Here is a 21,719-nt window from a genome sequence, read left to right on the forward strand (position 1 = left end):
CTCTACCTACCAGAGAGGACCCGGTTTTTCGTTGTGATGAGGGGAATTGTTCAGGCGAAACCTGCATTATTACGCGTTTGCGCACCAACCAGGAGTTTACGCGCAGGAGGTATCTGTTTGCACGCGCGTCGGGCGAATTTACGCCCACGCAACCCCAATCCACGCGCACTTTTTCTCTATTTCCGCGCAAAAGCACTCATCACTGTCGAAAACATAAGAATATATACCTATTTATAAACAGTTTTATCAGCCGAATGACTTATTTTCCAATAAAAGAAAACATGACATAATAAAGTAAATGAAAGCGTTATCTTAAATGCATTTGTGCAAACGCTTTCACTAGTTTGCACACTATTAAAAGGGGGAAATGAAGTGAGGAAAACGAAATTACGCTATGGAGTTTCATGGCTATTACTTTTTACAATGATTTTGCAAACGTTTGCATCTGCATTACTAATACAACCTGCTTCAACACAAGCGCAAGAGCGCACAGTTACACTTGTTGGGGATCTGCAATCTGAACTTGGCGGTGCAGGCGACTGGAACCCTGCAGACGCAGCTACAACAATGGAGCTTCAACCGAACGGAAAGTACAAGCTCAGTGGAAAACTTCCAGCGGGCAACTATGAGTACAAAATTGCAATTAACGGATCATGGGACGAAAACTATGGTGTCGACGGAAAACAGGGCGGCGACAACTACAAACTGACGATTGACGCTGAAAAGGAAGTGACATTTGTGTACGATGACACGACACACAAAGTTACAATTCCAGAACCACTTCCAGCCGAACAGACGCCACGTATCGTGGGTGATATTCAACCTGAATTAGGTGCTGGCGGCGAGTGGGCACCTGGAGAATCAACGGCCCTCCTACAGGACGAAGACGGTGACAACATCTACACGTACACCGCTCAAGTGCCAAAAGGAAAGCACGAATTTAAGATTCTGCTCGGCAACGCTTGGGGTGCACCAGCATACCCAGCCGACAATTTCAAACTAAACGTTATAAAAGACGCTGAAATCACGTTTCTTTACAACCATGACACAAAAGAAGTGTACACAAACTATGACCCTGGTCTGCCGGATGGCAGTGTGAACGCGGGCAAGCTTTTCCATGATACGTGGAACGAAGCATTTCGTGCGCCGTTTGGAGCAATCAAAGCTGGACAAGACGTAACACTGCGCCTTCAAACGAAAAAAGGCGACCTGACTGGAGCGAAACTTTATCTTCGCAACTATAACTCTGGCTCTACGACTGTAAAAGATATGGAGAACGCGGGCTGGACAACCGTGAACGGTGAAGAGATCGAGCTTTGGGAAGCGACAGTAACACCTGAGGAAAAAGGCGTTTACGGATATAAATTTACTGCGCGCGATGGAGATGCGGTAAAAGAGTACGGTGAAGACACAGCAGAGGGTGGAAAAGGAGCGGCATCTGACACGAACGCTGGACTTTTCCAAATGACGGTTTACGATCCGTCTTACAAAACTCCTGACTGGATGAAAGAATCTGTCGTTTATCAGATTTTCCCGGACCGTTTTTATAACGGAAACAAGAAAAACGATACAGCCAAAACAACGGCACGCGGAACAGAACCGATTGAGCATCAAGACTGGAACGAGTTGCCTGACAACCCTCGTCAAGCGGAAACAGAAGGCTATGACGGAGACGAAATTTGGTCGAACGATTTCTTTGGCGGTGATATTACGGGTATCCAAAAGAAACTAGACTACATCGAGTCACTTGGCGTAAACACGCTTTACCTAAACCCAGTTGCACATGCTGCATCCAACCACAAGTACGATGCGACAGACTACAAAGCAATGGACCCGATGTTTGGATCACCTGAAGAATTCAAAGCTTTTACAAAAGAACTGAAAAAACGCAAGATGCACTTGATCCTCGATGGTGTGTTCAATCACGTTGGAGACGACTCGATCTATTTTGACCGTTACGGAAAATACGATACAGTCGGTGCTTACGAATATTGGGCAAGCATCTATGACTTAATGAGCACCCAAGGCTTAACAGAAGCTGAAGCGAAAAAACAAACAGAAGCAAAGTTCACGAAAGAAGGACAGAAATTCAGTCCATACGGCTTCCACAACTGGTTTAACATCGAGGACGAAAAAGTGAACGGTGTGTACAAATACCAAGCATGGTGGGGCTTTGACTCACTTCCTGAGATCAAGTCGATTCCAGGTGAGGCCGTAGACTATGATTCAGAACTTAACAACAAACCGTTTGCAGACTATATCATGTATGACGAAGATTCTGCGGCGAAATCGTGGCTTGACCGCGGGGCATCCGGCTGGCGTCTGGATGTTGCGAACGAAGTAGATACCGAGTTTTGGAGAGAGTTCCGTAAAGAGTTGAAGGAAGGCAAGAAAGAAGATCCGCTTATCTTGGGCGAAATTTGGGATGATGCGTCTGAATACTTCCTTGGCGACCTTTACGACTCTGTTATGAACTACCGATTCCGCGGTGCGATGATTGATTACCTAAAGAACGGAAATGCGGAAGGTGCTGAAAATCAGCTGAACGCTGTGTTTGAAGATTACCCGCAAGAAGCATTCTACGCATTAATGAACTTGATGGGTTCACATGACACACCGCGTGCGGCATTTATCCTTGGAAACGGAACAGATTCTTATGAGCGTGCTGAACTTGATCCAAAGTACGACCACGAGCTAGGTGTGAAACGACTGAAGCTTGCAGCGATTCTACAGATGGGTTATGCAGGCGCACCGACTCTTTATTACGGAGATGAAGCGGGAGTTACAGGCTCTAAAGATCCGGATGACCGCAGAACTTATCCATGGGGCTCTGAAGATAAGAACTTAGTGAAACACTATCAAAATATCGGAAAAGTACGTGCAGACTATCATGATCTGTTCAGCTATGGTGAGTTGAATCACCTATTCGCTGAAAAAGACGTGCTAGCGTATACACGTACGGATAAAAAGAACGCGGCACTTGTGATCACAAACCGCGGAAACGAAGACAAAACCGTTGAGCTGGACGTGAAGAAGCTGATCGTAAACAACGTGAAGCTGACAGATCAACTGGATAAGAAGTACAAAACAGCCGTAAAAGACGGCAAACTGACAATAACGGTTCCAGCAATGACGGGACGCATGCTCGTGTCAGATAAAGGTCAGAATTTGAAGACACCTGAAGCAGTAACAAACGTGAAAGCAACAGAAGAAAGCCATTCTGTATCCCTTTCATGGAGTGGTGACGCTAAAAGTTACGCAGTCTACCAAACAACGATCTCTGGTGCTTTTTATGAAAAGGTAGCTGAAACGAAGAGCAACTCCATTAAGATTGACGACCTAGATAACGGACGCAAGTACTACTTCGCTGTTGTCGCGATCGACAAGAATAACAATGAATCTGTAAAAACAGAATCAAAAGCGGCAATTCCGCACGTTGCATTAAAAGACGGGAACTATGAAATTGCGGGGGTAACAACAGTAGAGAACGGTGTAATCGACCTTTCTAAGTCACAAAACGTTTTAGCTGATATTTTTATAAAAGGTGAAACCGAAAGTGACATGGCAGAAGGTCTGCAAGCAGAACTTCAAGTGAAGGAGCCAGGTAAAGATACTTGGACAACCCACAAAGCAACTTACACAGCTCAAAACGGAGAGTTCAACACATTCAGCTCGTCATTCCTGCCGTTTAACGAAGGAACGTATGAATATCGTTATGCGTTTTCTACCGATCTTGGCCGTACATGGGTAACGAGTGAAACGAAATCCGTAACGTTCACAAAAGGTGATGACACAACAGCACCAGCAGAATTTGTAACACTAGAAGAGCCAGCACAAGAATCGGGACAAGTAAATTTGAATTGGACGGTTGAAGGTGCGAACGAGCCATATCTGTTCACGATTGTACGTGACGGAGAGATGATTGACCAGGTTCTAGATACAAACGCAACAGCGTACAAAGATATCAACGTGACGAACGGAAAAACGTATTCGTATGAAGTGCACATCTACGACAAAGCAGGAAACAGCGTGAAGTCAAACACGGTAACCGTAACGCCTGACCTTGTTATGGTAAAAGTAACGCTGAAAGTGAACGCGCCCGAATATACCCCACAAGGAGTAGATCTGACGGTTCCAGGCAGCAAGAACGGCTGGAACACAGGTGCGTGGAAGATGACGCGCGGCGGTGCGGTAACAAACGATTACGAGTACACGTTTGAAGCGCAAGAAGGCGAGGTCATCACGTACAAATACGTGAAGAACAGCTCGTGGGATCAAGAAGGACTCGCTGATCACACACCTGGTAACCCGAATGATGATGATCCGAGTTATTATGGTTATGGTGCGCAAGGAACGGACCTAAGTTTTGTTGTTACGAACCAAGGCGGCAACAAGATGACCGTTCAAGACAAGATCGTACGCTGGATTGACATGCCAGTGGTTGTAACTTCTCACAGTGATGGTCAAACCGTAACTTCTGATAGCATCACGCTAAAAGGAAATGCAATTAAAGAAGGCGTGATGACGATTAACGGTGAAGCAGTAACGATTAACGATGACATGACGTTCTCGCACACGGTGAACTTGAATCCTGGAGAAAACAAACTCAACATTCATATCGAACCGTCTGAAGAAAACAAATCTACTATTTTTAAGAACGACGGCGGTGCAATTGCTAAGAACACGAAAGATAGTGTGATGACGATTATTAAAAACTAGATGGATTAGATGCTGCTTCTGTAATGAAGCAGCATTTTTTTTAAAAAGAAATGATTGGGAAAGGGCAAAGGCTAAATCTGGAGTACCTTATTCAACAAACGGGCCAGATCGTGGAATACATATTGTGAATAAGAATAAATTTTGAAATAATTGGTATTAAGCAAACAGGTAGGATAGTTGCAGAAATGAAAATATGGAAGGGTGGGGGGAATTATGGGTTCAAGAATAATGCACTCAATTATTGGTAATAAAATTGCAGAGGCTTTATCGATAGAAGATAAAACATCATTTTTGCTTGGAAGCATCGCTCCAGATGCTGTATTTTCACACGAAGAAAAAAACTTATCACATTTCTTTATAGGTGATGTAAAAGATTATTCAAGAAGGGTTGATTATAAAGGATTTCTACATAAATATAGTTCGGAAGTAGAATATTACAATTCTTATATTATGGGGTACAGTGCACATTTAATTGCTGATGATATCTGGCTAAGAGGTTTTAATCTTTCTTGGCTGAAAAACAGAATGGATGCTGATGAAGGATTATATAAGTTATACCATAATGATTTCCGATTACTAAATGGGAAATTACTAGAACACTATGGTTTTACAAATGAAATGAGAAAGACGTTAAGTCTTTTTCCTGCAATATTAGACTTAGAAGAAGTTAAATCCAAAGACGTTGAAAATTTTGTTCCTTATGTATTAGGAGATATGGAGTACGATAATGAAGTTTTAAATGAACAACTTAATGTTTTTACGTTTGATCAAATAGTTGGTTATATAGAGACATCAATTGAAGTGGGATTATTGAAAATAAAACAATACTCACTTAATAGAGTTTAAGGGTTTGCTGTATAAATATTTCGTTCCTATGCAAGAAAAGAGCAGGATTGTAGAAGAAGGTCAGTTAATTAGCGTTTTAATTATTTATTGGAAGATTAAATAAAAAACTGGAAGGAGCAATTATGAATACCGAAAAATTTCTGTAGGGTTTCGGTTTAGTTTCAATACTAAGTTGGGCATTACACTTCACAATATCCTTTGGTGAATATAGTCCACAAAAAATTGTTACTGCTGGTGTTTTTCTTACAATTACACTGACTATGTATTATATATTTGTGTATATTTATTTCAATTTAAAACGTGGCGAAATAATCGTAAGTGTAGGATTGATATTCACAATATTGTTGGTAATCATATTAATTGTTTTACGGTAAAAACAAGATGGGAGAGACTTTTTAGATAAAGTTGTTGTGTTAGTGTTGATATTCTACGATCGGGTGCATTTCTGTAATAAAGAAATGTGTCCTTTTTTATGAATAGGACCAGATTGTCATGGAAAAGCTTGCGAAAATCTATTTCAGGGTAATCACCCTTTATAAAGAGAATGCAAGGATAGGAGAATGTCAATAATGATAAAAGCTGTGTTGTTTGATTTGGACGGAACGCTTTTGGACCGCGACACGTCGGTTAAGAAGTTTGTGGAGGACCAGCATACTCGTCTGTCATCCGTTCTGTCCCATATTCCTAAAAAGATATTTGCTGAAAAATTTATTGCGCTTGAACAGAACGGATATGTGTGGAAGGACAAAGTGTACCAGAAGCTAGCCGAGGAGCTGGCTGTAAGGAGAATGCCCCCAGGAGAATTGCTAGACGACTACTTAACAAATTTTAAGCACCATTGCACACCGTTTCCAAACCTTTTAAGCATGCTGGATGAATTGAAGAAAAAGGGTCTGCGCCTTGGTTTGGTCACGAACGGATACGGGGTGTTTCAAAATGACTCCATTAAGTCATTAGAAATTAAGGAATACTTTGACGCCATCCTTATTTCTGAGATGGAGGGGCTGAGCAAGCCTGATCCACTCATATTCGAGAGAGCAGCGGAGCGATTGAACGTTAAGACGGAAGAGTGCATGTTCGTAGGTGACCACCCGAAAAATGATGTAGAAGGCGCCAAGAACACTGGAATGTTAGCCGTTTGGAAAACAAGCCCCTACTGGGACGAAGCCGAAGCAGCCGATTATAGTATATCTGATCTGGAGGAGCTGAAGCTGATCATAGAGAATGAGGAGAAGAGGCAGTACAACCAAAATAAAGAAAAGAGCACTGTGATGTAGCAGTACTTGCACATTAAATAACTTACATTTACCAAATTAATTCTAAAACGAAGAGTGGCTTAACTTAGAGGGTTTGTTATAATGGTCAGCATATTCTATTAAAAGCGAGTGATTGATTTGAATTCTACAGAACGCGAACTATTGCAACTCATTGAAAAAAACGGACGTCTTGAAACCGCAACGATCGCAAAGTTAATGGGTATATCAGTGGATGAAACAAAACAAACTCTAGAAAAGCTCGAAAAAGAAAAAGTGATACTAGGCTATTCTGCCATTATTGACTGGACAAAGGGTACCGAAGAAGGAACTGTAACAGCCATGATTGATGTAAAAGTCACACCAAAACGAGGTGTCGGCTTTGATAAAGTTGCCGAGCGAATCTATCGTTTTCCTGAGGTTAAAGCGGTGTATCTCATGTCCGGTGTTTACGATTTGTCGGTATCGATCGAAGGTAAGACGATGGCAGAAGTCGGCCGCTTTGTATCTGAAAAACTCTCGACCATCGATTCAGTCCTATCGACAACTACACATTTCATCCTAAAAAAATACAAGCATGACGGCCTTGTTTTTAGTGATAATGATGAGGATAAACGAATTGTGGTGTCGCCATGATAACAGAACCAACTTCAAAATATTTATCAAATACCGTTCAATCCATACAGCCATCGGGCATCCGTCGTTTTTTTGATCTTGCTTCCTCTATGGAAAACGTCATTTCTTTAGGCGTCGGTGAGCCGGATTTCGTTACACCTTGGAACGTGATCGAAGCAAGTTATCACTCGTTGGAACAAGGCTATACTGCTTATACAGCAAATGCTGGATTGTTCGAGTTGAGGAAAGAGATTTCTCGATATATGAAAAGGCGATTTGGTGTTGCGTACAGTGCGGAAGATGAAATGGTGGTTACAGTTGGTGCTTCACAGGCGATTGATCTTGCTTTGCGCGCCGTCCTTAACCCAGGCGAGGAAGTCATTGTTGTTGAGCCAAGCTTTGTATCCTACGCACCAACAGTAACACTGGCAGGTGGAGTCCCTGTTCCGGTAAATACGTATAGCGAAGATGATTTCAAGCTTCAGCCTGAACAAATTGAAGCTGCTATCACGGATAAAACGAAAGTCCTTATGTTATGCAGTCCGAATAATCCAACAGGAACCGTTTTGTCTAAAAGAGATTTGGAAAAAATCGCAGAGGTTGTAGAGAAGTATGACTTGCTCGTTATTTCAGATGAAATATATGCTGAGCTAACGTACGATGAACCGTATACAAGTTTTCCTGCTGTGAAAAATATGCGGAACCGTACGATCTTAATTTCTGGATTTTCAAAAGCCTTTGCGATGACTGGCTGGCGATTAGGTTTTGCCTGCGGTCCTAAAGCAATCTTGCAAGCCATGTTAAAAATACATCAGTATACGATGATGTGCGCGCCTACCATGGCTCAACATGCTGCTCTTGAAGCTCTCGTTAATGGGCAGAAGGATGTCGTGAAAATGAAAGAAAGCTATAGGCAGCGCCGCAGTTTGGTCATTCATGCTTTAGAGGAGATGGGCCTATCGTGCCATGTTCCAGGTGGTGCTTTTTATGTATTTCCCTCGATTGAAAAGACTGGACTGTCTTCTGAAGAATTTGCAGAACAACTCCTGATGAAAGAGCAGGTTGCTGTTGTACCCGGTAGTGTTTTTGGCGAAAGCGGAGAGGGGCATGTTCGCTGCTCTTATGCGACCTCTGTTCAAAAGCTAGAAGAAGCGATGCGCCGAATTGACCGGTTTTTAAAAACGTTATAAGGATCTGTTTACGAAGGTAACAACGAACGGTGCATTTCTGTGTTAAGAATTGCGCCGTTTTTTTATGATTACGGAGCAGCATTATTATTTGTGGAATGTAGAGGACACAGGAACATTGGAAGAATAGCTTTTTATAATATATGGGTAAAAAAAGGAGAAACCACTTAGGCTTTCTGACTCATAATCATAGATTCAGAGGATGTTATTGAATTTATAATCAAAATGATACAATAAGAAGAAAACTAAGTGATATAGGATTAAGGTGAAGTTAAAATGAGCAGAATCGTCATTCTAGCAGAGAAACCGTCACAAGCTAAGGCTTATTCAGATGCCTTTTCGATAAAAAAGAAAGATAAAACGTTTATTGAGTTAAACCCATGCAGCATATTTCCGAATGGTGCCATACTTACATGGGGAATCGGTCATTTGGTAGAGCTGAAGCAACCAAAAGAATATAAGTCAGAGTGGGGAACGTGGCGTTTATCTTCCTTACCGATCCTGCCTGAACGCTATGAATTTAAAGTGGCGTCTGGGAAATATGAACAGTTTAATGCAGTAAAACGTTTATTTAAAGAAGCTGACATCATCATTAACGGTTGTGATGTTGATCGTGAGGGTTCGAATATCTTTTATTCGATCTACCATATGACAGGTGTGAGAGGCAAGACCATTAAACGACTATGGATTAACTCTCTAGAAGTGGATGAGGTTATAAAAGGATTTTCTAACCTTCATGATAACGAGAAAGATCTAATGCTTTATGCAGAAGCTAAAACACGCCAGATTTCTGACTGGCTCGTTGGAATGAACGGAAGCCGCCTGTATACCTTGCTTTTACAACAAAAAGGTCTTAAAGATAGCTTGAGCATTGGTAGAGTGCAGTCGCCAACGACGTATTTGATTTATCAACGGCACCTCGAAATTGAGAATTTTGTGGCTAAACCGTTTTATGAGATTGAAGGTAACTTTACAGCTGCTAACGGTAAATATAAGGGAAAAGCAAAAATAAAAAGTGAAAACAAAGAAGAAGTCGAGCGGCTGTTGAACAAGCGCAACATAACCGGAAATGATAAAGGTATTATCAAGACGGTCTCAAAAAAGGAAATGCGGATCAAATCTCCTAAATTGCATGCGCTCTCTACCCTGCAAGCAACAGCTAATAAGCGATGGAAATACAGTCCGAAAAAGGTCCTTGATACCGTTCAGAAGTTATATGATAAAAAAATCCTATCCTATCCAAGAACAGATACACAATATATTACTGAAAATGAGTTTGCCTATCTATCTGCTAATCTTGAATCCTATCAAGAACTCATCGAGAACCGTTTTACCCCAGCTTCTAAAAGACCTAGTAAAAGATATGTAGATGGATCAAAGGTTCAAGAACACTATGCGATTGTTCCTACAAAAAAGGTTCCAACACGTGCAAAAATTCAGGGGTTATCAATAGAAGAAAGAAATATTTACTTTGAAGTCTTAAACACAACCTTAGCTATGTTTCACCATGATTATGTTTACGAAGAGACAAAGGTAACAACGGATGTGAACGGTTTAGACTTTGAGACAGTAGGAAAAACAGAAATCAGCAAAGGCTGGAGGGAACTGTTTAACTACGGTTCAAATGACAATAAAGGCAAGAAAGATGACAACGCTGCACAACCTCTTCCGAAACTTGAAAAAGGAGAGAACGTGAAAAGTGTCGTCAAAATGAAAGAAGGAATGACTACTCCTCCGAAACCTTACACAGAAGGTCAGCTCATTTCCATGATGAAAACGTGTGGGAAATCGGTTGAAAATGAAGAAGAGATGGAAATTCTAAAAGAAGTTGAAGGCTTAGGTACGGAAGCGACACGAAGCGGAATCATTGAAACGATAAAAAAACATCAATACATCGAAGTGAAAAAGAACATTGTTCATATTACCGAAAAAGGGAAGGTCCTGTGTCAGTCAATAGAAGGTAACTTACTTTCCAGTCCTTCCATGACGGCCAAATGGGAAGCGTATTTAAAGAAAATCGGAAACGGAAACGGTACGCCCCAAGCCTTTTTAGGAAGTATAGCAAAGTTCATTAATAAATTGATTGAAGAAGTGCCAGGACAACTGAATGCAGAATCAATTCAGCAAAGTATTGATGTGGTTAAGAAAGTGAATCAGAAACCGATCGCTCTTTGTCCTCGTTGCAAAAAAGGAAGCATCAGCGTGAATCGTTCTTACTATAACTGCTCAGAACATGTGAATGGTTGCAAACAGACCTTTCCAGGAAAACTACTTAGTAAAAGTATTACTGAGAAACAGGTGAAGGATTTGTGTACGAAAGGCAAAACCAATGTCATTAAAGGGTTCAAGCCAAAAGCAAAAGAAAAAAGAAAGTTCGATGCGATGCTCATATTAAAAGATGATTTAACGATAGGATTTGAGTTTGCTAAAAAGCAATTTGCTAAGAAATGATTATTTCCACGAAATCAAAGAAAATTATTTATTTTAAGGAGAAAGACAACCGGAATGAGATGTTTCGGTTGTCTTTACATATATCATGAAAAATGAAGAGGATATCAACAAAGTTAGGACCTTCAAACGAAAAATGACTCAAGAAAGCTTGAGCCATTTTTCTTTATTTTCGATACCTCTCCAAAATCTTTTCTGTAACACCCCTCATATCTCCATTTCCTCTCTTCGCCTCCGCATATTGCTCATAATCTTCAGCGGAAACCTCCAGCAAGAAGCTTTTAGGAAAGATATAAGGCTTTCCTTTATCCTGCTCATCTAAGTTATTCATCACTTCAAGCTCATCGTCGTTTTCCTCGTTCGTCGCAGGATCGAAGCTAAACAGCTTACCGTACTCTTCTTCCACACTTTTATTAACGTTCATAAAGTATCGCATCACTAACACTCCTATTCTTGGGCTATGTAAATGGTATTCCCTACACGTCCGAATAACAGACATGTTTCAGTAAGAAAAAGGGGATTTAAAAATAGAACAGTTGTACAAGCACGACTCGTCATATTTCGTACTTTGTCCTGATATGATGTATAGAGAGCCTGAACCGGCAGGCTTATCAACGGTTTGAGGGAGTTGAATGAAATGAAAAAAGCTGCAGATTCCTGGTCTCATTCTTTGAAGTTTCTTTTTTTCAGTGCAGTCGGCATTTTCATGTTCTTCGTTCCAATCACGGTAAAAGGAAAGTCTTCCATTCCGCTCGATCACCTCGTCACGTGGGTGAGAGATACAGCGGGTGAGGCTGTCCCGATTTATGCGCTGCTCGTTATTCTTCTTGGTGCAGTTTATCCGTTCTACACAAAAACGTGGAACAAAGACCGGGTCACAACCACTTTCTCTTTATTAAAAGTCGTGGGTCTGATCGCGGCAGTCCTTCTTTATTTTGAATGGGGTCCGAGCTGGTTAAGCGATCCGAACATGGGGCCATTTTTATTTGAAAAACTAGTCGTTCCCGTAGGCCTGCTCGTTCCGCTTGGGGCAGTATTCCTTGCCTTTATCGTGGGTTATGGTCTGATGGAATTTATCGGTGTCCTCGTACAAAAAATCATGCGCCCGATCTGGAAGACGCCAGGCCGATCAGCTGTTGATGCCGTTGCCTCGTTTGTTGGCAGCTATTCAATCGGCTTACTCATTACGAACCGCGTGTTTAAAGAAGGGAAGTATACTGTAAAAGAAGCTGCTATTATTGCAACAGGCTTCTCGACCGTTTCCGCCACGTTCATGATCGTTGTGGCGAACACGCTTGGGCTGATGGAGATGTGGAACACGTACTTCTGGACGACGCTCGTTGTAACGTTCTTAGTAACAGCGATTACCGTTCGAATCCGTCCATTAAGCAGAATGGATGATTCATATGTTGGCGGTGAGGGGCATCCTGAAGAAGTCGCAAGCGAGAAATATTTGCAAACCGCGTGGAGAAGTGCGATGGATTCATCACAAAACGCTCCATCGTTTTTGAACAATATCTGGTCGAATCTAAAAGATGGTTTCGTGATGGCAATGAGTATTCTGCCTTCCATCATGAGCGTCGGTCTGATCGGATTGCTGCTCGCTGAATACACGCCAGTATTTGACTGGATCGGCTACGTGTTCTATCCGATTACATGGGCGCTTCAGCTTCCAGATGCCATGCTTGCAGCAAAAGCAGCCTCAATCGGTGTAGCTGAAATGTTCCTCCCAGCCCTATTGGTAACAGAAGCCGCACTCGTAACAAAATTTGTAATCGGCGTCGTATCTGTAGCATCCATCCTGTTCTTTTCCGCAAGCATTCCATGTGTGTTATCAACGGAAATTCCAATCAGTGTGCCAAAACTTCTATGGATTTGGTTTCAGCGCACGGTGTTAGCACTGATTTTAGCCACTCCGATCGCGTATTTGTTGCTATAGATGGAATAATCGTACAAAAAAGACGCTGCTGAACGTTTGCAGCGTCTTTTATTCGTGTGAAACAGTGTTCGGATTGATAAAATGAACATCATTTGAAGGTAGTTTACCTTTCGCTGCGCGTAAACTCCCCACTTTCTGCGGGCAAAACAGCTCAGTCTGCGCGTAAAATGAACTGCAGCGCGTGAGAAACGCGGTTGACTGCGCGAATCTGTAATACATATAAGAACACGTACCGTAAAAATCTCGATCGAAGACAATCCCCTGTCAAAACATACAATATGATAATCTATAAATAGAAATCATCGGCTGCAGCATTGCGACAGTCCTTTAGAGGGGTTGAACACAAAGTGAACGACAGATATTCGAGGCAGGAATTATTTAGCCCGATCGGTAAAGAGGGGCAAGAAAAAATCAGGCAAAAGAACGTGCTGATTGTTGGGGCAGGAGCCCTTGGCGCAGGGAGTGCGGAATCACTCACACGAGCGGGTGTAAAACGGATTGTCCTCGTCGACCGAGATTATGTGGATTGGACGAACCTTCAGCGCCAGCAGCTTTATACGGAGAATGATGCAAAACAACAGCTTCCAAAAGTCATTGCCGCTAAAAACCGGTTAAACCAAATCAATTCCGACGTAGAAATTCAGGGACATGTGATGGATATGGGGATTGAAGAAGCGGAAGAGCTGATCGAGGGGATCGACCTCATTATAGATGCGACGGACAACTTTGAAACACGATTACTCATCAACGACCTGTCGCAAAAATATCAGGTGCCTTGGATCTATGGGGCGTGTGTTGGGAGCTACGGAATCACCTACACCATCCTCCCCGGACAAGGACCTTGTCTGAACTGTTTTTTAAACAAAATACCAGCGTACAACCAAACGTGTGACACAGTGGGAATCATAGCACCGGCTGTTCAGATGGTTACAGCTTATCAAACAGCAGAAGCATTAAAAATTTTAGTTGAGGATTTTCAGGCCGTCCGGCGTAAAATCGTAACGTTTGATCTCTGGGAGAACCAGCACGTACAGCTCGGAATGGATAAGGCGAAAAAAGAGGATTGTCCATCATGCGGAACGAATCCGACGTATCCACATTTAGAAAAAAGCTCAGCGTTAAAAACGGCCGTATTATGCGGACGTGACACCGTTCAAATTCGTCCATCTTACAACCGCGAGATCGATTTAAAAGAGATGGAACAAAGACTCTCAGCACATGGAGAAGTTCGCCGAAATCCGTATTTACTGGAATTGCAGAGCAATAGCCGGCGACTTGTACTTTTTAAAGACGGACGAGCGCTCGTTCATGGAACGAAGGATACGGCAGAAGCGAAGTCCCTTTATCACAGACTTTTAGGGTGAGATTAGAATAAAGCTCGATGTTTCTATATAATGGTTACTAGGAGGTGATTTGAATTTATGGAGTTTTTAGACCTGTTATGCAATATGGATGCCTTGCTGTTATCAGTTAGTTTTGCGCTGACTTTTATCGTTGTTGGGCAGCTTTATTCGTTCGTAAGTAGTTCTGTCGTCCATAAGTCAAATCGACCCCAGAAAACGGATGGGATTCGACTTGATCAAGTTATAATAGATCCCCGCCTCGTTCAGAACTATTGCTTTATTCGTGATGAAATAGCACGTAAGATGTTCAGAATTGAAACGCCTGATGATAAAGAAGGACACGTACAATCCTTGTTTGCGTAAAGTTTTAAAAACAAGGAGGAACCATTTTTGAAAAAGTATGTATCCATTCTTACAGTACTAATGGCTATTTTCCTGTTATCCGGATGCAGCAATACCGCACCGATCACAGCAGATAGCACAGGTGTCTGGAACCATTTTGTCATCTATCCCTTTTCACAGCTCATTCAATATGTTGCCTATATGTTTAACGATAGCTATGGACTTGCGATCGTATTCTTAACCATCGTTATTCGATTCTTGATTTTGCCTTTAACGTTAAAACAAACGAAAAATCAGGAAAAAATGAAAAAGATTCAGCCGGAAATCAAACAGCTTCGTGAAAAATACACCGGCAAAGATCGGGAGTCTCAGCTGAAATTACAAAACGAACTCATGACAGTTTATAAAAAGCACGAGGTAAATCCATTATCAATGGGATGTCTGCCTCTTTTGATCCAAATGCCTATCTTGATGGCCTTTTATTATGCGATCATCAAAACGAAAGAAATTGCATTGCACAACTTTCTTTGGTTTAACTTAGGCACAGCTGATCCTCTTCATCTGCTACCGGTATTAGCGGCACTCACAACGCTCGTACAATATAAATTGAGTACGGCTGAGCTAGCAGCTGAAAACCCGCAAATGAAAATGATGGGTTACATTATGCCAATTATCATCCTTTCTTCTGCCTGGAAACTGGCAGCGGTATTGCCATTATACTGGATGGTGGGCAATGTGTTTTTGACGATTCAAACCGTCATTTTAAAAAGAATAAAGAAAAAGACAGCATCCACTAGCTCATAATGAGAAAACGACCAGACATCTTAATCTGTTCGTATTTTTTATGCAGCACTTTTTTTACGTAGTCGTCTGTTTCGAATCTCCTCAACCGCACCAGATCCTAACAGAACTCCTGTGATAATAAGGAAAAATCCAAGTATATGCTGAAACAAAATTTTCTCGTTCAAAAACAAAACGGCGCCGACTAAAGCAAAGAACGGGTTCAAGTTAATGAAGATCGACGCTTCTGAAGCTCCAATTTTACCGATCGCTTCGTTATAAAGCATGTGGCCCATCGCTGTAGCAATACAGGCGGAAGCGAAATAGATCAGCCATAATGATACCGTTGAATTCTCAATCACTCCTGCAAATCCTTGAGGCTCCTCGATCAACCCAATCACGATCAAGAACAGCGAGCCGATCACCATCATGTACCCAGTCATCAAGCGGGGATCCAGCGTGTGTGCGACTCTTTTTATTAGAATAAAACTAACGGCTTGCGTAAGAACAGATAAAAGGATGTAACCGTCACCGAACGAGATGCCTGTCACTTGGCTGCCTTCTAACACGATGAAGGCAACTCCAGAAAATCCTAGTAAAAGTCCGATTGTCTTAAGCAGTGTTAATGGTGTACCTAGGAACGAGATGGCAAGGATGGTCGTCAGAAGCGGCGACATTCCCATAATCAAACCGCCGTTTGTGGCTGTCGTTTCGGTTAGGCCGATCGACAGAAAATAATGATGCGCCACAACATTAAAGATCGAAGCTAAAAAAACATACCAAAACTCTTTTTTTGTTAGCATTCGAACCTTTTTAATAAGAGAGAGAAGCAAAAATACCGTTAAGCCAGCGGTTAGAACACGAATTCCTGTGATCGTAACAGGCATGAAGTTCGTAACGAGAATTTTCGTCGCCGTTACATTTAGCCCCCACACCACCATCACAGAAAATAAAATGATATACGTTCGATACGGTTTCATCACGTCATCTTCTTTCTTCTGCTTTTACTTCATGAAGTAAAGTATTAAAATGATTTTAGTTTCCATTGTACATCATTGTAGATGTTTTTACAGAAAAAAAGCTTACATTTTACAGTTTGAGCCGAAACGACCATATCTCCTTCAAGAGGTAGTCTGATATAGTGGGAGAAATGATTTTGAAGCTGATTAAATTATCATGTTGTCTGGTGACTTACGATTGTCAGGTTTGTCGAAACGCCTTTATTTTCAAATTTAGACTTTGGTAGCTGGTTAGACTTAATTCTTCTAAAAACGACCTAATTGAAGCCCGAAACGACTTAATTACTAAAAAAGGTGTGATCATCACATGAAAAAAGTAAACCCATATGTACTTCTAGTTGTCGCAACCTTGATCTGGGGAGGCAATTTCGTGATTGGACGAGCGATTACGAGCAGTTTACCGCCTGTTACACTATCTTTTTTGCGATGGTGCACAGCATTCGTCATTTTCCTCCCATTTGCCTGGCCATTTCTACGTAAAGAGTGGCAGGTGGTGAAAAAGCAGTGGCGAATTGTACTATTCATGGCACTCACTGGTATTACCGGCTTCAACACACTTCTTTACATCGCACTTCATTACACGACTTCCATCAACGCATCACTCGTTAACACGTCGACGCCGATTATTATCTTTATTCTGTCATTCATCTGGCTGGGTGAGCGGCTGAACGCCAAACAAGTTGCAGGTGCCATTCTTTCAATCGTTGGACTTCATTTTATTATTTCGAAAGGCTCACTTGCTGTGTTGCTGCAGTTCTCCTTTAACAAGGGTGACCTGATTGTGATTGCTGCTGTCATCTGCTGGAGCATTTATTCTTTACTTATAAAAAGATATGCTGGAAAACTTCCGACATACAGCACGTTCACCGTTTCGATGGTTCTCGGCATCATAATCTTGCTTCCGTTTTTTATAAAAGAAGCACAAGAGACAGAGATCGTCTGGTCGACCGGCTCCGTACTAACGATTTTATACACAGGAATCTTTGCGTCCATCGTTGCCTTTATGTCATGGAACACAGCGGTAGAACGAGTAGGACCGAATAAAGCAGGCATTTTTCTGAACTTGATTCCAGTGTTCGCTGCCACTTTTGCCGTGCTGTTTATTGATGAAACGCTCGCTTATTATCAAGCGGTTGGCGGAGCGTTAGTCATACTAGGTGTTTATCTATCAACCCGTGTAACAAAAAGAGCAAAAAGCAGTGTCGCGGCAGATAGAAGTCTTTAGTTTAAAAGTAAATAATTTACAAAAATATTGAAACTATCTACTGCTATCACTCGTATAGATAATTGGAAAAAAGAGAGAGTTGAGATAGGAGGAGTTGGGAATTTCATGACAACACATACGTTAGAACTAAAGAACTTAACGAAAAAGATTAAAAGCAAGACCATTGTAGATGATCTGTCGTTCTCGGTGAGAGAAGGAGAAATCTTTGGCCTGCTCGGCCCGAATGGTGCCGGAAAAACGACGACGATCCGAATGATTGTAGGACTCATCTCAATTACAGACGGTGATGTTCTGATCAACGGTGACAACATTCGCGGAAACTATGAAAAAGCGATGGAACGCGTTGGTGCAATTGTTGAAAATCCTCAGCTGTACGATTATATGTCAGGATATAAAAACCTCATGCAATATGCGAGGATCATGCCAGGTGTAACGAAGGAAAGAATTGACGAAGTGATCGAACTCGTCGATCTGAAATACGCCATTCATGACAAAGTAAAAACCTACTCGCTTGGTATGAGACAACGACTAGGAGTAGCGCAGGCACTTTTACATAAGCCAAACGTGTTGATTCTAGACGAACCAACAAACGGACTTGATCCACAAGGAATCTATGATCTAAGAAACTATTTACGGCTTCTAGCAAACAACGGTACCTCTGTCGTCGTCTCTTCTCACATGCTTTCCGAGATGCAGATGATGTGTGACCGCGTTGCCATTATTCAGAACGGAAAACTTGTGCGAATTGACGAAATCACGAATCAAGAAGACGAAGCAGACGTAAAAGTTCACTTCCAGATCGAGGGAGATACTTCACAAGCCAAACAAGTTTTAGTGAAGATGAATGATGCACTTGCCGTGACTGAATCTGGCAATGAACTGATCGTTGAAGTATCTGACGTACGATTTATCGCAGAGCTGAACAAACAGCTTGTATTAGCAGGTGTTCTCGTTGTAGGCATCCAACGTAAAACGAAGACATTAGAAGAGCGATTCTTAGAAATGACGAAGAAAGGGGGCGATGTGAATGAAGTGGCTGTCCCTGTTAACGAATGAGTGGATTAAGATCTTTAGCCGCATACGCACATGGATTTTCCTTGCGCTTCCGATCATCATTATTATTGGTGTTGCCGTCTATGATAAAGTAACGACGGATGAGGAAGTGAATAACAACTGGAAGCAAGAACTTACTGAACAAATTAAGAATGATAAGAAGTTGGTAGAAGAAGAAAAGAAAAACGGCGCTGATGAGTTTTACATAGAGATGCTTGAAACAGGCATTAAGCAAAACGAATACGCCATTGCCAATGAAATTTCACCATATGAAACAACAACTTGGCAGTTTATGAAAGATATGGCGCCGATCTCGTCCTTAATCGGATTATTTGTTATCGTAGTCGCGAGTGATATTGTCTCAAGTGAATTTTCAAAAGGAACCATTAAGATGCTGCTCATTCGTCCTTATAGCAGATGGAAGATCCTATTATCCAAGTTCCTTGCAACATTAGGATTTGCCTTTGTGATGTGGCTCGTTGTGATTGCATCAACGTGGCTGGTCGGTGGTCTAGCGTATGGATTCGGAGGAATGGATCAATCGTATCTGGTTGTAACGGAAGATCAACAAGTAAAAGAACGATTGATCGTTGAGTACGTTTTTGCCAACATCGGTGTCGAGTTTATCGAATTAACGGCACTTGTAGCTCTGTCGTTCATGATTTCTACTCTGTTCATGAGTAACTCGGTCGCAATTGGGGTGGCCATGTTCACAATGTTTGCAGGAAACACGATTGTGATGCTGCTCGCTAACAAAGACTGGATTGTTTACACACTGTTTGCCAACATGGATCTTAGCGTGCTCATTGACGGGCAAGATCAGCTGATCAAAGATTTAACGCTGCCGTTCTCCATTAGTGTGTTGGCGGTGTATACAGCGGTGATGCTTGCAATTACGTTTACCGTTTTCCAGAAGCGTGATGTAAAAGCGTAAAAGAAAGTCTATAAACACGAGATAACCTATTTTAAATGGGTTATCTTTTTTTGTTTAATCAACCCGTCAAATTCCATGTTAGAATAAACGGATAAAGATAACAGATATCAATGGAAAAAGGTGAATAAAACATTGGAAACTCAAACAAAACAAAAAGAAGATGTAAAAGGGATAGGAGGCTGGCTACTGTTGGTGGCAGTGGGACTCATCTTAGCTCTCCCATATAAGCTGAATGCTATACTGATCGGGCTGGAGGCTATTAAAGGCTATACCCTAAATTCTATATTATTGAAGTACATCATTTACGGAGAATTGGTCTTTAACATCGGTTTACTATTGTTTAATGTTTATCTTCTCTATTTATTTTTCGCAAAGAAAAAAGTTTTCGTCAAATCATGGCTGTTTCTGCTACAGATCACATTATATTTTGCCATCGTGTTAGATGTATTGCTTCTCTTTGTGGATGAAGTGGATACAGGGACTGCTTTTGTTAACTCAGCATCTGCTGCATTAGCCTTTGTTATTTGGTCAGCGTATGCCAAAAAATCGTACCGCGTCCACAACACATTTGTAAATTAATCTAAAAAGGACAGGGGCCACATGTGCTCCTGTCCTTCGTCTATTTATCTCCTATCCAACGACTCTATCTCTACGCCTTTTGAGACTGAAATTGATCTTCTTCTGTAGATCCTTTTAGGGCAGTTGTTGAAGCTGTTCCGCCTGAAACGAGCTGTGTTACTTCGTCAAAGTAGCCTGTTCCTACTTCGCGCTGATGGCGAGTTGCCGTATACCCGTCGATCTCACTATCAAACTCTCGTTGCTGAAGCTCAGAATAAGCACCCATACCTCTTGCTTTGTAGCCTTTTGCGAGCTCGAACATGCTGTGGTTCAGTGCATGGAACCCTGCAAGTGTAACGAATTGGAATTTATAGCCCATTGCCGCAAGCTGCTGCTGGAACGTTTCGATCGTCGCGTCATCCAGCTTCTTTTTCCAGTTGAAAGAAGGAGAACAGTTGTAGGCTAATAGTTTACCAGGGAACTGCTCGTGAATTGCATCTGCAAAACGCTGCGCTTGCTCTAGGTTTGGTTCACTCGTTTCACACCAGATTAAATCCGCATATGGCGCATACGCAAGACCGCGCGCGATTGCTTGATCAAGGCCAGCATTCGTACGGTAGAAGCCTTCAGCCGTTCGCTCACCTGTAATAAATGCACGATCGACTGGGTCGATGTCACTTGTGATCAAGTCTGCAGCATCCGCATCTGTACGTGCGATCAAGATTGTTGGCGTGCCCATTACATCTGCCGCAAGACGAGCAGAGATTAAGTTGCGTACAGCCGTCATCGTTGGCAATAGTACTTTTCCGCCAAGGTGACCGCATTTTTTCTCAGAAGATAGCTGATCTTCAAAGTGAACAGCAGAAGCTCCTGATTCAATCATGCCTTTCATTAGTTCAAACACGTTAAGCTGTCCGCCGAAACCAGCTTCTGCATCGGCAACGATTGGCAGGAAGTAATCTACCTCATTTCCGCCTTCCATGTGCTGAATCTGATCAGCGCGCTGAAGAGCAGAGTTAATGCGTTTTACCACGTGTGGCACAGAGTTTGCTGGATACAAACTTTGGTCAGGATACATGTTTCCTGAAAGGTTGGCATCAGCTGCGACCTGCCAACCGCTTAAGTATACGGCTTTCAGACCTGCCTTTGCTTGCTGAACCGCCTGATTACCTGTTAGTGCACCTAAAGCGTTTACATATGTTTCGTTTTGAAGCAGATCCCAGAATTTTTCAGCACCTCGTTTTGCAAGTGTATGTTCAATATCAATGGATCCGCGCAAGCGAATAACCTCTTCAGCTGTATATGGGCGCTGAACTCCTGACCAGCGCTCTTCGTTTTGCCACATTTCCTGTAATTTCTCCACACGTGATTGTTTCATAATATAACTCTCTCCTTAAGTTTTCATAGTTTTTGTGAAATGGTATTTTTATTAACGTTGCTTAAAAGCGCTTTTCAAAA

Annotated in this window: 17 protein-coding genes; 14 read left to right on the forward strand and 3 right to left on the reverse strand. The window is 42.0% G+C overall.

Going from position 1 to position 21,719, the window contains the following annotated elements:
- The first annotated feature begins 372 nt into the window (after positions 1–372).
- The 6 genes from QUF49_RS02120 (at position 373) to QUF49_RS02145 (ending at position 11,071) form a co-directional block, all read left to right on the forward strand.
- The gene (locus QUF49_RS02120; protein ID WP_289494099.1) at positions 373–4,719 is read left to right on the forward strand and encodes an alpha-amylase family glycosyl hydrolase; all 4,347 of its coding nucleotides are present in this window, start codon (positions 373–375) and stop codon (positions 4,717–4,719) included.
- A gap of 213 nt (positions 4,720–4,932) precedes the next feature.
- Positions 4,933–5,565: a zinc dependent phospholipase C family protein gene (locus QUF49_RS02125; protein ID WP_289494100.1), complete on the forward strand. Its 633-nt coding sequence runs from the start codon at positions 4,933–4,935 to the stop codon at positions 5,563–5,565.
- Positions 5,566–6,134: 569 nt separating this feature from the next.
- Positions 6,135–6,842 (forward strand): HAD family hydrolase, encoded by a 708-nt coding sequence (locus tag QUF49_RS02130; RefSeq protein ID WP_289494101.1) that lies wholly within the window; start codon positions 6,135–6,137, stop codon positions 6,840–6,842.
- Between the two features lie 111 nt (positions 6,843–6,953).
- Complete coding sequence (locus QUF49_RS02135; protein WP_425590485.1) at positions 6,954–7,454, forward strand: Lrp/AsnC family transcriptional regulator; 501 nt, start codon at positions 6,954–6,956, stop codon at positions 7,452–7,454.
- The gene (locus tag QUF49_RS02140) at positions 7,451–8,623 is read left to right on the forward strand and encodes an aminotransferase (RefSeq protein ID WP_289494102.1); all 1,173 of its coding nucleotides are present in this window, start codon (positions 7,451–7,453) and stop codon (positions 8,621–8,623) included. The genes QUF49_RS02135 and QUF49_RS02140 overlap by 4 nt, the downstream gene beginning before the upstream one ends.
- A 273-nt stretch (positions 8,624–8,896) precedes the next feature.
- Entirely contained in the window at positions 8,897–11,071 is a 2,175-nt protein-coding gene (locus QUF49_RS02145) for a type IA DNA topoisomerase (protein WP_289494103.1), read from the forward strand.
- A gap of 163 nt (positions 11,072–11,234) precedes the next feature.
- Here the strand turns inward: QUF49_RS02145 and QUF49_RS02150 are convergent, their stop codons facing one another.
- Positions 11,235–11,504 carry a hypothetical protein gene (locus tag QUF49_RS02150; RefSeq protein ID WP_289494104.1) on the reverse strand — a complete coding sequence of 90 codons (270 nt, stop codon included), beginning with the start codon at positions 11,502–11,504 and terminating at the stop codon, positions 11,235–11,237.
- Between the two features lie 201 nt (positions 11,505–11,705).
- Between QUF49_RS02150 and QUF49_RS02155 the strand changes: the two genes are divergently transcribed.
- The 4 genes from QUF49_RS02155 to yidC all read left to right on the forward strand — a co-directional run bounded on the left by QUF49_RS02155 (position 11,706) and on the right by yidC (position 15,496).
- On the forward strand, positions 11,706–13,007 hold the full coding sequence (locus QUF49_RS02155; RefSeq protein WP_289494105.1) for a YjiH family protein: 1,302 nt from the start codon (positions 11,706–11,708) through the stop codon (positions 13,005–13,007).
- Positions 13,008–13,354: 347 nt separating this feature from the next.
- Positions 13,355–14,371, forward strand: a complete 1,017-nt coding sequence (locus tag QUF49_RS02160; RefSeq protein ID WP_289494106.1) for a MoeB/ThiF family adenylyltransferase — start codon at positions 13,355–13,357, stop codon at positions 14,369–14,371.
- A 57-nt stretch (positions 14,372–14,428) separates the two neighbouring features.
- Positions 14,429–14,713: a hypothetical protein gene (locus QUF49_RS02165; protein WP_289494107.1), complete on the forward strand. Its 285-nt coding sequence runs from the start codon at positions 14,429–14,431 to the stop codon at positions 14,711–14,713.
- Between the two features lie 27 nt (positions 14,714–14,740).
- A complete protein-coding gene (yidC, locus tag QUF49_RS02170) occupies positions 14,741–15,496 on the forward strand; it encodes a membrane protein insertase YidC (RefSeq protein WP_289494108.1) in 756 nt (251 codons plus the stop codon).
- A gap of 38 nt (positions 15,497–15,534) precedes the next feature.
- Here yidC and QUF49_RS02175 read toward each other — a convergent pair whose 3' ends face one another.
- The gene (locus tag QUF49_RS02175) at positions 15,535–16,452 is read right to left on the reverse strand and encodes a DMT family transporter (RefSeq protein WP_289494109.1); all 918 of its coding nucleotides are present in this window, start codon (positions 16,450–16,452) and stop codon (positions 15,535–15,537) included.
- A 346-nt stretch (positions 16,453–16,798) separates the two neighbouring features.
- Between QUF49_RS02175 and QUF49_RS02180 the strand changes: the two genes are divergently transcribed.
- The 4 genes from QUF49_RS02180 to QUF49_RS02195 all read left to right on the forward strand — a co-directional run bounded on the left by QUF49_RS02180 (position 16,799) and on the right by QUF49_RS02195 (position 20,282).
- Positions 16,799–17,716 carry a DMT family transporter gene (locus QUF49_RS02180; protein ID WP_289494110.1) on the forward strand — a complete coding sequence of 306 codons (918 nt, stop codon included), beginning with the start codon at positions 16,799–16,801 and terminating at the stop codon, positions 17,714–17,716.
- Positions 17,717–17,821: 105 nt separating this feature from the next.
- Complete coding sequence (locus QUF49_RS02185; RefSeq protein ID WP_289494111.1) at positions 17,822–18,772, forward strand: ABC transporter ATP-binding protein; 951 nt, start codon at positions 17,822–17,824, stop codon at positions 18,770–18,772.
- Positions 18,744–19,703: an ABC transporter permease gene (locus QUF49_RS02190; protein WP_289494112.1), complete on the forward strand. Its 960-nt coding sequence runs from the start codon at positions 18,744–18,746 to the stop codon at positions 19,701–19,703. The genes QUF49_RS02185 and QUF49_RS02190 overlap by 29 nt, the downstream gene beginning before the upstream one ends.
- Before the next feature lie 132 nt (positions 19,704–19,835).
- Positions 19,836–20,282, forward strand: coding sequence for a DUF2569 domain-containing protein (locus tag QUF49_RS02195; RefSeq protein WP_289494113.1), 447 nt, complete (start codon positions 19,836–19,838; stop codon positions 20,280–20,282).
- A gap of 70 nt (positions 20,283–20,352) precedes the next feature.
- Here QUF49_RS02195 and aceA read toward each other — a convergent pair whose 3' ends face one another.
- The gene (aceA, locus tag QUF49_RS02200) at positions 20,353–21,639 is read right to left on the reverse strand and encodes an isocitrate lyase (RefSeq protein WP_289494114.1); all 1,287 of its coding nucleotides are present in this window, start codon (positions 21,637–21,639) and stop codon (positions 20,353–20,355) included.
- Positions 21,640–21,719: the final 80 nt, after the last annotated feature.

This window comes from Fictibacillus sp. b24 (assembly GCF_030348825.1).
GTDB lineage: Bacteria > Bacillota > Bacilli > Bacillales > Fictibacillaceae > Fictibacillus.

Bases quoted from the DNA above. Each gene is read 5' to 3' on its own strand.
- QUF49_RS02180 (WP_289494110.1), top strand. From the start codon at position 16,799: ATGAAAAAAGTAAACCCATATGTACTTCTAGTTGTCGCAACCTTGATC.
- QUF49_RS02185 (WP_289494111.1), top strand. From the start codon at position 17,822: ATGACAACACATACGTTAGAACTAAAGAACTTAACGAAAAAGATTAAA.
- QUF49_RS02155 (WP_289494105.1), top strand. From the start codon at position 11,706: ATGAAAAAAGCTGCAGATTCCTGGTCTCATTCTTTGAAGTTTCTTTTT.
- QUF49_RS02140 (WP_289494102.1), top strand. From the start codon at position 7,451: ATGATAACAGAACCAACTTCAAAATATTTATCAAATACCGTTCAATCC.
- QUF49_RS02165 (WP_289494107.1), top strand. From the start codon at position 14,429: ATGGAGTTTTTAGACCTGTTATGCAATATGGATGCCTTGCTGTTATCA.
- QUF49_RS02125 (WP_289494100.1), top strand. From the start codon at position 4,933: ATGGGTTCAAGAATAATGCACTCAATTATTGGTAATAAAATTGCAGAG.
- QUF49_RS02145 (WP_289494103.1), top strand. From the start codon at position 8,897: ATGAGCAGAATCGTCATTCTAGCAGAGAAACCGTCACAAGCTAAGGCT.
- QUF49_RS02150 (WP_289494104.1), bottom strand. From the start codon at position 11,504: ATGCGATACTTTATGAACGTTAATAAAAGTGTGGAAGAAGAGTACGGT.
- aceA (WP_289494114.1), bottom strand. From the start codon at position 21,639: ATGAAACAATCACGTGTGGAGAAATTACAGGAAATGTGGCAAAACGAA.
- QUF49_RS02175 (WP_289494109.1), bottom strand. From the start codon at position 16,452: ATGAAACCGTATCGAACGTATATCATTTTATTTTCTGTGATGGTGGTG.
- QUF49_RS02190 (WP_289494112.1), top strand. From the start codon at position 18,744: ATGAAGTGGCTGTCCCTGTTAACGAATGAGTGGATTAAGATCTTTAGC.
- QUF49_RS02130 (WP_289494101.1), top strand. From the start codon at position 6,135: ATGATAAAAGCTGTGTTGTTTGATTTGGACGGAACGCTTTTGGACCGC.